Raw genomic sequence first — 14,032 nt, forward strand, 5'->3', positions numbered from 1 at the left:
GATCTACTTACAATATGACATTCACATGCAACAAAAAAACCACGAAGTACAGAATACTGTACTTCGTGGTTTTGTTATTTGAACGTATATCATCGTTACGAATGCTTTTTACTCTTCTTTGTTAAATTCTTGTGTGCTTCGTACGGTATCAATCGGACGTACTAATTTTTCAATCTGTTCACGTTTAGGTTCTAGGAATGGAGGTAAAGATAATTTCTCTCCAAGTGTTTCATAAGGTTCATCTCCCATAAATCCTGGACCATCGGTTGCGAACTCAAATAGAATCTGTGGTGCAACTCTTGCGTAAAGTGACTCGAAAAAGTGGCGATCCACATAGCCCGACGATTGAAGACCAAATTGTTGTAAACGTTCAATCCAATGTTCTAACACTGAACGATCCTCAACACGGAATGCCGCATGATGGACAGTACCGTATCCTTGTCTTGCTTGTGGAAGAATCACATTATGCTCTACAATAATTTGTGCACCATTCCCACCTTCACCCACTTCGAATAAATGGACTGAACCTGCCTTATCTATTTCTTTAAATAATAGAACTTTTTCCAATATCTCTTTAAAGTGATCGAAATGAGCCACTCGAACATGTATTGGGCCTAAACCTGTGATGGCATATTCTAAGGGAACCGGTCCCTTTTGCCATGGTGTACCTGCGGCAACACCTTCATTATTCTCATCTGAAATCAATTGATATTGTTGATCATCAAAGTCAACAAAAGAAAGATTCTTTTTACCAAATTGTTCTTTAATGCCTGTATGTTTCACTTCTAGTCGATCCAAACGTTTCACCCAGTAATCTAACGCTGCATCACTTGGTACACGGAAAGATGTTTTAGAAATTTCATTTGTACCGTGTACACCTTTGGCAATGCCAGGGAAATCGAAGAACGTCATATCTGTACCCGCACTACCTGCGTCATCTGCAAAAAATAAGTGATACGTCTGAATGTCATCTTGGTTCACTGTTTTCTTTACTAGACGCATACCTAACACATGCGTGAAGAACTCATAGTTCTTTTCTGCACTACTTGTAATGGCTGTTACATGGTGTATTCCTTTTAAATCATTCAATTTTAATTCATTCATTATTAATTCCTCCGCATCTATTTTTTATGTCATGTTATTTAGGTTCAACATTTACCTTTAATCATTAAATCTTAACTTAAAGATATTATATCACGGATAACATACAATGTCACTCTCCTTATCTTATTATTGTATATTCACTCTTTGTACATACCTCAAAAATACGAATTCGTGGAAATAGTTGTACCTTAAGTACTTCTGATAACAAGCTATCATATGAATCACTGTCAAAGACTGCCCATTATTTCTCCATTAATCCACCCACATACAGTTTCAAAAAAACTAAAATATGTTTTTACTTAAGAACATAGGTGCTGTAGAATAATGTGGAAATATGACGAACAGATATTAGTAAAACATCTCGAGTCAAATTACATTTTATAATTGAAATCTCCTTAGTTAATAAGACTATTCTTTGTCCCTACTTAAATAATACGACTAATAAGGAAGTGAGTTCATTGGACAAATGCCCTTTTTCCGGATTAGCAAAAAAGTTTAGTTCCTCTACTCCTAAATCCGAGTGGTTAGAAAAGGCAACTAGCCAGCACGTAAATATAGACATTGATTCAAATAGTGATACTGCACGGCAAATGATCATGATTAATTTACAAGAAGAAGATGTTAAGTTATTAAAAGCAATTCAACCGTTAATAACACAACATATAGATGAAATAACGGCATCTTTTTATCAGACGGTGCTTGACGTTAAAGTTCTCGAACAAATCATAAAGAATAATAGTACAGTTGAAAGACTAAAACTGACGCTCCGAAATCATTTAATTGAAATGTTTAGTGGTAATATTGATTCTGAATTTATCGAAAAACGACTAAAGATTGCAAAAGTTCATCAAGCCATAGGTTTAGAACCCAAATGGTACATGGGTGCATTTCAGAATCTACAAAATGCTCTTTTTGATGTCGTTGACCGAAATATAAACAACCATAAAGAAAGCCTTCGAATTAGTAAAGTCATAAGTAAATTACTTAATTTCGAACAGCAATTGGTGCTAGAAGCGTATGAGAAAGAAAATATGCTTCATAGAGAAGTCGTCTATTCTAATGTAAAAGATAACCTTAAGGGTAAAATAACTGCGGCTACAGAAGAACTAGCTTCCTTATCAGAGCAAACAAGTTCATCTGTGCTAGAATTAGTCGCTAGCAGTAATCAGGTTAATAGCTCTTTTATGCATTCTATTGAAAAGGTAAATGAAACACAATCTTTAGCAAGTGAAGGCAAAGACAAACTTCAGCAACTATCTGAAAGAATTATGTTAATAAGTGAAAGTACCAAAGTCATGAGAAATAATGTTATGAATTTTAACGATTCATTTGAACAAATAACCAATATCATCAATATCGTTCAAGATATTGCGAAACAAACGAAAATGTTATCTTTAAATGCTGCTATAGAATCGGCAAGAGCTGGGGAGCATGGAAGAGGATTTAGTGTTGTTGCTAAAGAAGTTCAGAAATTATCAGGGGATACAAGGGATAGTGTAAGTAGAATTACTGATCTCATCCAACAATCAAGAGAATATACGACTGAGGTTGTTAATTCTATTAAAGAAGTAAATATCCAAGTTGAAGCTGGTCAGAATGAATCTAATGAAACTAAAGCTGTATTTGATCATATTATTGAGTCTATGGAAAGTAATATGAATGAAATTAACAGTGTGGAGAATGAAATTAGATCCTTAGTCGGCGTAATTCAGGAGATTGGTTCCTCGACAGATAAAGTTGCAACTTCGGCAGAAACGTTATCTCACACGACTAAAAACATCTAAATAATGCTCATCAACAAAATACCCCACCGATTGAACTAGCCGTTAATATAACAGATAATTCAATCAGTGGGGTTCATTTGCATTTAATATGCTAATCAGCATCAGTTGGCGTGTACACCATACAATACTGCTCAAGTGAACTGTTTGGCAGAGCGATGACCTTCACCGTACGAAACTGATAATGCTCATATATAGGTAAATTACTTATTGTCTGCGTCTCTAGCGTACAGAATATATTCTTCTCACGACATTCGGAGAGTAGAGGTTTGATGACTTTCGAAACATAACCTTGTCCGCGATATTGTTCCTGTACAACAAGCATATCGAGGTGCATATATTGCTTATCACCTAATATCGATAACCATGAAGAGCTCATGCTAAGCAGGATCGATATTCCTCGTGCAAATCCACGTATTCCAATGATACGACTGATCGGTAATGAAGCAATGATAGCAAATGCAATTCGCTTCATATACTTGACTTTCGAACGTAATGTTCCCGCTTCACGTTGCGAATGAAACACCAACGCTACCGCCTCATAATTGTCTGACGTCGTCAGCAAATCACAATATGGATATAGCATTTCAACATACCGATGGAAAAATATCTTCATGACGCGTAGCCTTGTGGTCTCATCAGGTAAAATATGTTGATATAATGGATCATCTTTCGCGAACGCTTGCGCCAGTATACTTGCAGCTTTCGGTATGTCACGTCGATCAATTGTTAATAATGTGCTACAAATAGTTCCACCTCGTATCATTGATTACTTCCCTATAAGCATAGAGCAATATTACGTGCGCGGCAAACAATCCTTAGACACAAGAACATATATATACACAGGAAATGGCTACCCCTTGTTAGCGGTAGCCATTTTTTCACAGAAACTTTTATTTAATTAAGCCCTTCTCTTTCAGGAAATCTAGAGATACTGTCTCTTCTTTCAATCCCTCAGCATCGACTTTTGAATTCAATTCCTGCATTGTCGTTTCATCAAGAACATCTTGAAGTTTATTCAATGCCTCTGCAACTTCTGGATATTTCGTCAGTACATCCTGACGTACTAATGGACCTGCATCATATGGAGGGAAGAAGGATCTGTCATCTTCTAAGATAACTAAATTATTAACCTTAATCTGACCATCCGTTGCGAAAGCGTCAATCACATCCACATTTTTATCTACTACTGAACGATACATTATGCCGTGATCCATACCCTTGGCTTCTTTGAAGGTCATACCATATTCCTTACTCAATCCTGGATAACCATCAGGACGATCCAAGAATTCAAACTCACTTCCTAATACTAAGTCTTTAGATACCTTTGCTAGATCACTAAACGTAGCTAGCTTGTATTTCTCCGCTGTTTCTTGGGTAACCGCTAAAGTATACGTATTATTGAATCCCATTTCATTTGTAAAAACAAGTTCATCTTTCTTTAGCAACTCTTTCGTTCTAACTAATGTCTCTTCTGAAGTTCCCGTTTCTTCCTGATAGTAGTTAGTTACGATCGTTCCTGTGTAGTCTGGATATAACTGAATGTCATTGTTCAATAATGCCTTCCATGCTACATTCGATCCACCCAAATTCACTTTACGCACGACTTTCAAATCCGTATTATTCTCAATAATATCAGCCATCATATGCGCTAATAGTATATTCTCCGTGAAGTTCTTAGAGCCAACTGTAATGCTTTCCTTCTTATTATCTGAACCACATGCGACTAACGCCATAGACAAACATGCAACCAAACCGATAACGATCCATTTTTTGAAATTCATATAATTCCTCCATTAATATGTTATTGTTTCAAGCCTTTCGGTGTTGTCAACTTCTCCATACGTCCAAGTAAGAAATCAAGAATCAACGCAAGGATCGCTGCAGGTATAGCACCCATCAGAATCAAAGCATCAATATTACGTTGTATACCTAAGAAAATAAAGTCCCCTAGACCACCTGCACCTATAAAGGCCGCTAAAGTGGCTGTACCTACATTGATTACGGTAGCTGTCCGAATACCCGCCATAATGACAGATAAAGATAAAGGTATTTCTATTTTGAATAGAATCTGCATATTGGTCATACCCATTCCTCTAGCCGCTTCTATCATCGCTCGATCAACATCTTGAATACCCGCATATGTATTTCTAATGATCGGTAATAAAGAATATAGGAAAAGTGCAGCTATAGCAGTATTAAGGCCTATTCCAAATATCGGTATCATAAATCCTAACAACGCGAGACTTGGTATCGTTTGTAGAATCCCTGCTCCACCTAGAATTAATGTCTTCAGTATTGGAACCCTTGAGACAATAATACCTAATGGAATCCCCACAACGATCGCTATCGCCATTGATATTAGAACAAGCTGCATATGCTGGCCTATTGCAATCAGTAAATCTCCTCCACGCATGGATAGTTGTTTTATAAATTGTTCCCAAAGTGTGTCGTTCATTCAATCTCCCTCTTCCCCGCCCAATGATCTGCGAATGTAGTGAGTAAGGTAGATCTTGTTACTACGCCCACTACTTTCTCACCTTTTCCAATAATGGGAATAATTCCATACTTAGCATCTCCAATAGCAATAAGTGCGTCTTGAGCCGTTGCATTCTCATTTAAATAGGGAACAGCGGGTACGCTAATCTCTTGAATCGTCTGTATTTCTTCCAACTTCGATTGTAGATCATATATAGAAACGATACCGGTCAATTGACCCTTGTCATCACTTAAAATCAACGTATCTGTACGGCTTTTTCTCATAGAAGCTAAAGCGCGAACGGGGGAAATGCTTGGAAGGGCGATCGCAGGATTATCACGCATAATATCCTTAACCGATATAAAAGCAGGGTTCTGATAAATACGATTCTTCCCTATGAATTCTTCTACGAACCCATGTGAGGGTTCCTTCAGGAGTTTCTCGGGTGTATCTAACTGTAGTAATTCACCGTCTTTCAAGACTGCAATTCGATCTCCTAGTTTCAATGCTTCATCCATATCATGCGTTACGAATATAATCGTCTTTTTCACTGTTTTTTGAAGTCTAAGTAATTCGTCTTGTAATTGCTCTCTTGTGATTGGATCCAATGCGCCGAAGGGTTCATCCATCAACACGATTTCAGGGTCTGCTGCTAATGCACGAGCAACACCTACTCTTTGCTGTTGTCCACCTGATAGTTGTCGAGGATACCGAGAAGCGTACTCGATTGGATCAAGTCCGACCATCTCTAGCAATTCATATACACGGGCTTTGATCTTAGCTTTATCCCAACGCTTAAGATGAGGAATAAGTGCAATATTCTGTTCAATCGTATAGTGAGGAAATAATCCTACCTGTTGGATGACATAACCAATATTACGTCTTAATCCAACAGGATCTTCTTTCGTAATGTCTTTACCACGAATGGTGATCTTACCTTCAGTGTGAGGCATTAAGCGGTTAATCATCTTCATTGTAGTCGTTTTACCACAACCACTTGGACCAATAAGTACGATAAATTCTCCTTCTTCAATTTCAAAGCTAACGTTCTTTACAGCTTGGTAACCATTTGGATAAGTCTTGCTAACATTCTCGAATTTAAGCATAGTAGCCCCCCAATTTCATTGATATTCATGCTGCGAGTCGTGCTATTAATTGCTTTAACACTTTTCTCCGCGTAAGAAGTAGACCCAAACATTTATCATGTCTGAGCCACATGAGTACAGAACTAAACTTCAAAGCGTGTTCTGCTATTTTCCCATTGGTTATTACTTACGTCCGGACCAAATTTTTCATATGGTATATCTAACTATAGCAAATGAAACACCAACTGACAACCTATCTTTAAAAACGAGGTTGTCAGTTGGTTGGTTCTTCGTACAAATAAATAGTTACAATCATACCAAAAAACCGTCCTAGAAATGGACGGTCTCATTGTCATAAAAATTCACTTTTTCGTTGAAATTAATCGTTGGATTCACTATTTACGAAATCCACGGTTCTTTGAAATACTTGTCCATCACCAACCACTACGATAACATCATTCTCTTGAAGAATTACGTGAGGCCCTGGAGAAATCGTGACTTGCGTCCCCCTCCTTAGTGCAACAATGGTTCCACCTGTCCTCTGCCAAAATTGAAGTTTAGAGATACTCTGACCTACAGCATGAGAACTTCCACTCACCTTTATCTCAACTGGATGGTACACCTTCAAATTCTGCAATCTGTCGGAGAAATCAATAATTTCCTTAAGGACAACATCGAATTTATGATCAATAGACTTCTTCTCTTGAAGTAGCAATTCTAGATCTTGCTTCAGTGAGTACACTGATTTCATATAATTATGTTTAGTGATATAGTCATGCGCGTGCACATCAGATGTAACGGTAATTCCTTTACCCTGAGATACAGATACAATATTCTCATCATTCAGAAGGGCTACGGCTTTCCTAATTGTCTCGGGCGACACATGATAATGACTCGCTAATAGAGAACGTCCTGAGATTGTAGTATTCACTGTAAACTCACCACTTACAATCCTATGAGCAATATCTAAAGCAATAGCTTTGTATCCAGCAATTTCTTGCATATATTCTCCTGCCTTTTATCTTTTCGTTTGCAATCTTCTGTATTATATCAATCTTCATAGATGTTTCAATACATAATAATTTTACAAGTATGTTGAATGATAAATAACATAGATCATTTCATCAAAAACGGCAAAGGAAGAGAGTTTTAACGAATAGTTCAAAAGTCATATTATGGGTATATTTTACTATTTTTATTAAATACTATTAAAAATGTCACACTTTTATCAATTCTTGTAGTATAATCACTCTTATATTACATTAGTTACCAAATATCAACATATTAGTTTATTAATATAATAAAATATTCTAATATTATATCACTTTCTTTCTTATTTTATCTACTCTTGTTGAAAGCGCTAACATCTTGTCTAATAGTGATCAAAAGTCATTTTGAACTACTGCACCATAACTTTCCATTTGTTATTTTCATCCTTTTTTTACAAATTAGTATATGACTCATATGAGTTTATATAAATGTCTTAAACCGAGAGGAGAAATCAGCTGAAACCTGTAGGCGATATTTAAAGAAGTGACGTTCTAATTCAGAAAGGTTTTCTCAAATTAAAGGAGGAATTATACAATGTCAACTATTCGTATTTCTAATTCAAGTATGACTAAGCTTCTATCTTATGCCGCTATCCTATTACTGGCTTCAATTTGTCTGATTCTCTTCCCAGGAAAATCTTCTGCACACGGCTATGTTGAAGGCCCTGCTAGCAGAGCAGCACTTTGTAAATCTGGGCTAAACACAGATTGTGGAGCGATTGTATACGAACCACAAAGTTTAGAAGCACCTAAAGGTTTCCCTGCTGCTGGACCTGCTGACGGAAAAATTGCAAGCGCTGCTGGAGCTTATCCTAAGCTTGATGAACAATCCGCTACGCGTTGGTCTAAAGTAAACATCTCTGCTGGAACTAATACATTCACTTGGAAATTGACTGCAAACCATGCTACTACAAGTTGGAAATACTACATTACCAAAGCGAACTGGAATCCTAACGCAGCTCTAACTCGTGACTCATTCGACCTTACTCCATTCTGTTCCGTTAATTATCCTGGAACACAACCACCATTCTCCTACTCTGACACATGTAATGTACCAGTACGTACTGGATATCAAGTGATCTTGGCTGTATGGGAAATAGCTGATACTCCAAATGCATTCTATAACGTTATTGATGTTAACTTCAGCGGTAGCACTTCTACGCCTGATACTCAAGCTCCATCCGTACCAGCGTCTCTTGCATCGACTGGTAAAACTAACACTACTGTTTCCTTAGCTTGGAATGCTTCCACGGACAACGTTGGTGTTACAGGTTACCAAGTATTTAACGGATCTTCCTTGGTTGCTACTGTACCAGGCACAAATTACGTGGTATCTGGTCTAACTGCAAATACTGCCTACACTTTTAGTGTCAAGGCAATTGATGCTGCAGGTAATGCGTCTAATGCTAGTAACGTTGTAAGCGTTACCACTAGTGCTCCTGTTGCTGACACACAAGCACCAACTGCACCTGGCACATTACATGTTATGGGAACACCTACATCCACTAGTCTTCAATTAATGTGGAATGCTTCAACTGACAATGTTGGTGTTACAGGTTACAAAATCTATAACGGAACGACGTTAGTTGCAACCGTATCTGGATCTACATTGGACTATATCGTAACAGGTCTTAGCGCAGGTACAGCATATACTTTCAACGTGTATGCAATCGATGCTGCGAACAACCAATCTACAGTTAGTACCGTCAATGCTACAACTGCAACAGCTTCTACTACAGCCCCAGCTTGGGCAGCAAATACAGCTTACACAACTGGAACATTAGTAACTTATAACGGTTCTGTGTATGAGTGTCGTCAACCTCATACATCCTTAGTCGGTTGGGAACCTACAAATGTAGCTGCTCTATGGTTGTTGAAGTAACATAAGTTACAGGGGAGTTACCGCTCCCCTGTTCATTTCAAATTTTCACTTTTGTAATAAGCCTCTGTTCTAATAATAAATACATATTCCTATAGTAAATCTCACCAGTTACCGGGTCATTCATAATCGATTGAAAATCTCCGTATCGCCTACCTCTCTCTCCTTAACAACTCTTAACTAAGATCGATTCCTTCAAGATAAGACCTTCTGAAATATGAAGCTAACAGAAATACCGTCGGAGTAATACTGGCGGTATTTTCCGTTGTTTGATTTAGTTAAAACATGTTATACCACAATATATTATTAAATTGTGAGAGAAAATCTAGTTCGATACGTTATATAAGGTGTAAAAGCGCTTTTACATAAAATATAAGGGGAATCCATACATGAAATGCAATGAATCAAATTTCATACGACGATTACAGCGACAAAAAGAAGATGCTTTGGAGTTTATCGTTGATACATACTTGCCCTTAATCAAATGTGTAACTTATAAAGTTCTCTCTCCCCTTAATAACCACGGTGTTATTGAGGAGTGTATTAATGATATCTTTCTTTCAATCTGGAACAATTCGAATAAGTTCAGTGGGGATATAACTGATTTCAGGAAATGGATTTGTGCCATTGCCAAATTCAAATCTATTGACTACTACAGAAAAGCTCGTAAAGAAATGGTGTTTCCTTCAGATTATATGGATATGAACGCGGTAAGATCAGCAGAAGATGAACTAATCATGCTTGAAGACAGAACGGAACTCATTGCGCTAATCAATCAACTAGAGCCTATGGATCGAGATATTTTCATCTTGAAGTATTTCCTAGGTTTAAATACGAATGAAATATCAACTAGGCTCGGTATCACCCCAGCCGCAATAGATAATCGCATTTATCGAGGAAAAAAGAAACTTAATAACAATGCTACTAACCTTATGTTGGGAGAGAGCGGAACATGAAAGATATATATGAATTATTAAATGATACAAACATAGACGACACTGAGTTTGAGGAAATCGAAGCTAATGAACTCGAAAAGGCTAACTTAAAAAGAACTTTAAAACAATCTATAAGTAAGAAGAAGTCTTTGAAGCGTTGGAAAAAAGATATTGCAGCCGCTTCAATTATAATCATTCTATCATTCACAACATTTGGAATAGCTTTCCCTACTTATGCTAGTAACCTTCCTGTCATAGGGGACATTTTCCGATATTTGAGTAAAGAAGATCCAGGTTCAAGTCTTTATGACAATTATCAGGAATACTCCAGCCAAATAAATATGACTGAAGAAAGTAATGGCATCAAGATCACAATTAAAGATGCGATTTATGATGGGAATACCGTATCGTTAACTTATTCGATTGAAAGCGAACGAGATCTAGGCTACAATTCCATGATTCGCAGTCCTTCGATTATAGGTTCTAATGGATCATCCGGAAGCTCTAAAATTTCAAGAGTAGATGCAAATCATTATGTAGGAATAGATCATACCACTGGCTACGACATGAAGGAACAAGAACAAGTAAAAATAAATTGGGATATAAACAGTATCCTTATTCAAGAAACGCTTGAAGAGGTCAAAGGGAATTGGAATTTTAATTTCACGTTAAAGGCCACAGAGAGCAAAGAACAATTAATCAACCATAGTACAGAACAAAATGGTGTAAAAGTAACTATAGTGAACATGTCCATTACCCCGATGTCCTTTGTCATTCATTATGACCAAGAAGTTTCCGAAATGGTAAGAACCAAATGGCATGCCGTTGATGTCTATTTAGATATCAAAGATGATTTAGGGAATAGTTACTCAGGTAAAGGTAATGGCGGAACAGGTACAGACGATTATAATATGAGCTGGAGTAAAACATTTCAGAAATTGGACTCGCAATCAACGAAACTTATAGTAACCCCACTCATCACTTTAAGAAGTTATACTTCTGAAAATCATGGGTCGGTACTAATGTCCAGAGATGGCGAATCAAAGAAAATTCCAATACCAAAGAAATCCGGTAAAGGGCAAGAAGGTTTTGCATTACCAGACATCATTATTGATTTGAAAAAATAACGTCATAAAATAAGAATGACTGCCTTTTTATTGGGGCAGTCATTCTTATTATTTTTTTAGAATATCCTTATAATTTGGTGGTAAATCCTTCTCCTGTGGACCTTTCAAATGCTTCCATCCTACGATCTTTACATTATCGGGATTCTTCAGTGATATATCTAATGTGAGGGTATCCTTTCCAACCACAATGTGTGGACCCGTTGTAGGAACGACTTCAAGCGTAATCAAGAAATGAAATCCTCTAAAGCCATTCACTCGCTCAACATGTGTTATATCAACATAATAAGGATACACTTCTGGTGAATACGCCAAGATATCTGAATATATTTCATCTATTTTGTTCTCAATATGTGGTAACAGAAAGAGCATCAGCATGTCTTGATACATGAGCTCTTTCGATTCCTCTGGTCTGGGTTTCATTTCAGCGCTACAAGGTAGTGACGATGGAACCATTAATATAATAACCAGAAATATAGAAACCCATCTTTTTGTCATATGTGAGAGACTCCTTTTGGAAATGGTATGTAGAGTATCCCTATTAAGTCCAAATTTATGTGACAAATAACGATATAGCTGTTTTCCTAATCGGTTTTTTTCTGAATTAACGAGTCTAGAACCGCATAGCATATCTTTTGAGAAGGTGTCTCGTCATGGTTCGATACCACAACTACACCTATTTTCTCAGATGGAACCATACAGACATAGGCATTAACACCAGGGAATTCTCCTCCATGCTCGAAAATGATGTGACCTTCATGCTGCCTTATTCCCCATCCTAAACCATATCCTTCTTTCTCATCAAAGCGCCACACAGGTTCGTACATACGATCAATGATCGCTTGAGACATAAAAGGATTATCCTTCATATATGATGCTAGATATGTACATAGATCATTTGCAGTAGAGTAAATGAACCCCATCGGAGCACCCAAAGCATTGATTGGAAAAGGCGACGCTGACACATTCGTCTCTAGATTATGCTCGCTTCCATTATGATGACTACAATAGTATTGTGCAGAGTCTTCATCTTCTTGTACTTTTTCAGCATGTAAGGTAGTTCTCTTCAGATTTAACTTCTTGGACAGTAAATCTTCCATGCATTCATCCCATTGATTCCCACTAACCTTCTCAAACAGATCCGCAGCGATCATATAAGCCTCAGTGCAATAACTCCAGTTCGTGCCCGGTGTATGAGACAACGTAATAGATCCGAAAGACTTAGTTACGTCTTCTCTATTGGATATACTTTGAAGAATAGAATCAGAAATCAAACATTGTTGTTTCATTTCATCATACATACTGAATTCCCTTATGTTAGGACACAGTAAATTCCCAATCCCTATATCTCCAGAAAATCCAGCGGTATGTGATAATAATTGTTCAACGGTTATCGTGTTACTGACTAGATTATCCGTGGTTCGAAAATACGGAAGATATTGTACAAGTGGAGCATCCAGTTCAAGCTTTCCTTCTTCCACTAGTTGTAATTTTAATACTCACGATTGTGTCTGATGTGAAATCTTGTTCATTCTCACCTAGACGAGATTTACCAAATCCTTTTCCATACACAATCTGATTATCTTTAACTACGGCAACAGCACCACCAACAAGAAAATCCTGCGGGCAAATAAGATTGTCCAACTGTGTTTCTAATGATAAAAACATCGATATATTCACCTCATAATATATTAAATACATGATATAGGAACTCCCGTTAGCTTATTGATTCGAATTCAGGAGTTTGCATTAACCATTCAAAGAATGTATTTTTAGCTTCACGATTATGTTACTGTAACTTTACAATCCTGCTGCAGCTTTAATCTGTTTCCTTTGAGTCATAATGATCTCATTCAATCTTTCTGTACCGAATGCTCCTGCTGTGAGGGCATTGGATTGTGGATAATAGACCAAACGAAAGGATGTACTATCCCGAAGATGAACACGCAGAAATATGCTATTTTCATGCTTTGTTTTCTCATAGACCTCATTGAAACTGACATGTGATAAAGGTAATAATTCTTGAATAAATTCAGATGAAGCATCCATGCTAAAGTCGCCGATCGGACTACCGTCCATACCGCTTTCTAGACTTACTTTCTCCACTCTTCCGTTAATATCCAATAATTCACCTATTGTTGCTGCATTTGGATTATCAGACACTTCATAAATCTTGTTGTCAGCTATAACACGGAACTCTGTCTTGTAACCCTTCATTGCGTATATTTCGGTACCCATTGGAAGGAATGCCGCATCCCCATTCTTCGCGACATGATCGGAACAGGCATGTTCACTCAGCATATAGGAGACTTTACCTATCTTATCTCCACGTTGGTTCGAAGTTACCTCCTTCGTTTCCCCAGAGTTCTGTTGATACTTAATACTATTGATCATTAAAAAATCGACCCACTCGATTTCCCCCATACATGATTGTGGTACTCCCTTAAATACTGATTTCAACGCATTAATCTGAGAATTTATTCTCATTCCTACCTCACCACAACTGGTTGCTGTCAGGATAATCAGAAGCACAAATAGCGTCTTACTCGTCCACTTAATTTTTCCCACTAATTCCCACCACCTCAACTCATAGACG

The 14,032-nt window shown here is 37.3% G+C and carries 14 protein-coding genes; 4 read left to right on the plus strand and 10 right to left on the minus strand.

What is annotated here, in order from left to right; all coding sequences use genetic code 11:
- Positions 1–108: 108 nt before the first annotated feature.
- Positions 109–1,089, minus strand: coding sequence for a ring-cleaving dioxygenase (locus PBAT_RS08805; protein ID WP_068649047.1), 981 nt, complete (start codon positions 1,087–1,089; stop codon positions 109–111).
- A 473-nt stretch (positions 1,090–1,562) separates the two neighbouring features.
- Here PBAT_RS08805 and PBAT_RS08810 point away from each other — a divergent pair, with 473 nt between their 5' ends.
- Positions 1,563–2,888, plus strand: coding sequence for a globin-coupled sensor protein (locus PBAT_RS08810; RefSeq protein WP_068648627.1), 1,326 nt, complete (start codon positions 1,563–1,565; stop codon positions 2,886–2,888).
- A 91-nt stretch (positions 2,889–2,979) separates the two neighbouring features.
- On the opposite strand, the gene PBAT_RS08815 is transcribed toward PBAT_RS08810, so the two are convergent.
- The 5 genes from PBAT_RS08815 to PBAT_RS08835 form a co-directional block, all read right to left on the minus strand.
- Positions 2,980–3,651: a GNAT family N-acetyltransferase gene (locus PBAT_RS08815; protein WP_084402924.1), complete on the minus strand. Its 672-nt coding sequence runs from the start codon at positions 3,649–3,651 to the stop codon at positions 2,980–2,982.
- A 127-nt stretch (positions 3,652–3,778) separates the two neighbouring features.
- Complete coding sequence (locus PBAT_RS08820) at positions 3,779–4,669, minus strand: glycine betaine ABC transporter substrate-binding protein (RefSeq protein WP_068648629.1); 891 nt, start codon at positions 4,667–4,669, stop codon at positions 3,779–3,781.
- A gap of 20 nt (positions 4,670–4,689) precedes the next feature.
- Positions 4,690–5,343 carry an ABC transporter permease gene (locus tag PBAT_RS08825; RefSeq protein WP_068648631.1) on the minus strand — a complete coding sequence of 218 codons (654 nt, stop codon included), beginning with the start codon at positions 5,341–5,343 and terminating at the stop codon, positions 4,690–4,692.
- Complete coding sequence (locus PBAT_RS08830; protein ID WP_068648633.1) at positions 5,340–6,470, minus strand: ABC transporter ATP-binding protein; 1,131 nt, start codon at positions 6,468–6,470, stop codon at positions 5,340–5,342. Before PBAT_RS08830 ends, PBAT_RS08825 begins: the two co-directional genes overlap by 4 nt.
- Before the next feature lie 358 nt (positions 6,471–6,828).
- Complete coding sequence (locus PBAT_RS08835; RefSeq protein ID WP_068648635.1) at positions 6,829–7,452, minus strand: GntR family transcriptional regulator; 624 nt, start codon at positions 7,450–7,452, stop codon at positions 6,829–6,831.
- A gap of 581 nt (positions 7,453–8,033) precedes the next feature.
- Between PBAT_RS08835 and PBAT_RS08840 the strand changes: the two genes are divergently transcribed.
- The 3 genes from PBAT_RS08840 (at position 8,034) to PBAT_RS08850 (ending at position 11,439) form a co-directional block, all read left to right on the plus strand.
- Complete coding sequence (locus PBAT_RS08840) at positions 8,034–9,380, plus strand: lytic polysaccharide monooxygenase (protein WP_068648637.1); 1,347 nt, start codon at positions 8,034–8,036, stop codon at positions 9,378–9,380.
- Between the two features lie 386 nt (positions 9,381–9,766).
- The gene (locus PBAT_RS08845) at positions 9,767–10,333 is read left to right on the plus strand and encodes a sigma-70 family RNA polymerase sigma factor (protein WP_068648639.1); all 567 of its coding nucleotides are present in this window, start codon (positions 9,767–9,769) and stop codon (positions 10,331–10,333) included.
- Positions 10,330–11,439, plus strand: coding sequence for a DUF4179 domain-containing protein (locus PBAT_RS08850; RefSeq protein ID WP_068648641.1), 1,110 nt, complete (start codon positions 10,330–10,332; stop codon positions 11,437–11,439). Before PBAT_RS08845 ends, PBAT_RS08850 begins: the two co-directional genes overlap by 4 nt.
- 48 nt (positions 11,440–11,487) lie before the next feature.
- Here PBAT_RS08850 and PBAT_RS08855 read toward each other — a convergent pair whose 3' ends face one another.
- The 4 genes from PBAT_RS08855 to PBAT_RS08870 form a co-directional block, all read right to left on the minus strand.
- Positions 11,488–11,934: a DUF3888 domain-containing protein gene (locus PBAT_RS08855; protein WP_068648643.1), complete on the minus strand. Its 447-nt coding sequence runs from the start codon at positions 11,932–11,934 to the stop codon at positions 11,488–11,490.
- A gap of 86 nt (positions 11,935–12,020) precedes the next feature.
- The gene (locus PBAT_RS08860) at positions 12,021–12,917 is read right to left on the minus strand and encodes a serine hydrolase domain-containing protein (protein ID WP_068648645.1); all 897 of its coding nucleotides are present in this window, start codon (positions 12,915–12,917) and stop codon (positions 12,021–12,023) included.
- The gene (locus tag PBAT_RS08865) at positions 12,898–13,104 is read right to left on the minus strand and encodes a hypothetical protein (protein ID WP_157091309.1); all 207 of its coding nucleotides are present in this window, start codon (positions 13,102–13,104) and stop codon (positions 12,898–12,900) included. Before PBAT_RS08865 ends, PBAT_RS08860 begins: the two co-directional genes overlap by 20 nt.
- Before the next feature lie 132 nt (positions 13,105–13,236).
- Complete coding sequence (locus tag PBAT_RS08870; RefSeq protein WP_068648649.1) at positions 13,237–14,004, minus strand: hypothetical protein; 768 nt, start codon at positions 14,002–14,004, stop codon at positions 13,237–13,239.
- Between the last annotated feature and the right edge of the window lie 28 nt (positions 14,005–14,032).

The sequence above is a fragment of the Paenibacillus antarcticus genome, from assembly GCF_001637225.1.
In the GTDB taxonomy this organism is placed as follows: domain Bacteria; phylum Bacillota; class Bacilli; order Paenibacillales; family Paenibacillaceae; genus Paenibacillus_AQ; species Paenibacillus_AQ antarcticus.

What these genes read in the sequence shown, in the direction of transcription:
- PBAT_RS08815 (WP_084402924.1), bottom strand. Translation starts at nt 3,651, where the DNA reads ATGATACGAGGTGGAACTATTTGTAGCACATTATTAACAATTGATCGA.
- PBAT_RS08820 (WP_068648629.1), bottom strand. Translation starts at nt 4,669, where the DNA reads ATGAATTTCAAAAAATGGATCGTTATCGGTTTGGTTGCATGTTTGTCT.
- PBAT_RS08825 (WP_068648631.1), bottom strand. Translation starts at nt 5,343, where the DNA reads ATGAACGACACACTTTGGGAACAATTTATAAAACAACTATCCATGCGT.
- PBAT_RS08830 (WP_068648633.1), bottom strand. Translation starts at nt 6,470, where the DNA reads ATGCTTAAATTCGAGAATGTTAGCAAGACTTATCCAAATGGTTACCAA.
- PBAT_RS08835 (WP_068648635.1), bottom strand. Translation starts at nt 7,452, where the DNA reads ATGCAAGAAATTGCTGGATACAAAGCTATTGCTTTAGATATTGCTCAT.
- PBAT_RS08840 (WP_068648637.1), top strand. Translation starts at nt 8,034, where the DNA reads ATGTCAACTATTCGTATTTCTAATTCAAGTATGACTAAGCTTCTATCT.
- PBAT_RS08845 (WP_068648639.1), top strand. Translation starts at nt 9,767, where the DNA reads ATGAAATGCAATGAATCAAATTTCATACGACGATTACAGCGACAAAAA.
- PBAT_RS08850 (WP_068648641.1), top strand. Translation starts at nt 10,330, where the DNA reads ATGAAAGATATATATGAATTATTAAATGATACAAACATAGACGACACT.
- PBAT_RS08855 (WP_068648643.1), bottom strand. Translation starts at nt 11,934, where the DNA reads ATGACAAAAAGATGGGTTTCTATATTTCTGGTTATTATATTAATGGTT.
- PBAT_RS08865 (WP_157091309.1), bottom strand. Translation starts at nt 13,104, where the DNA reads ATGTTTTTATCATTAGAAACACAGTTGGACAATCTTATTTGCCCGCAG.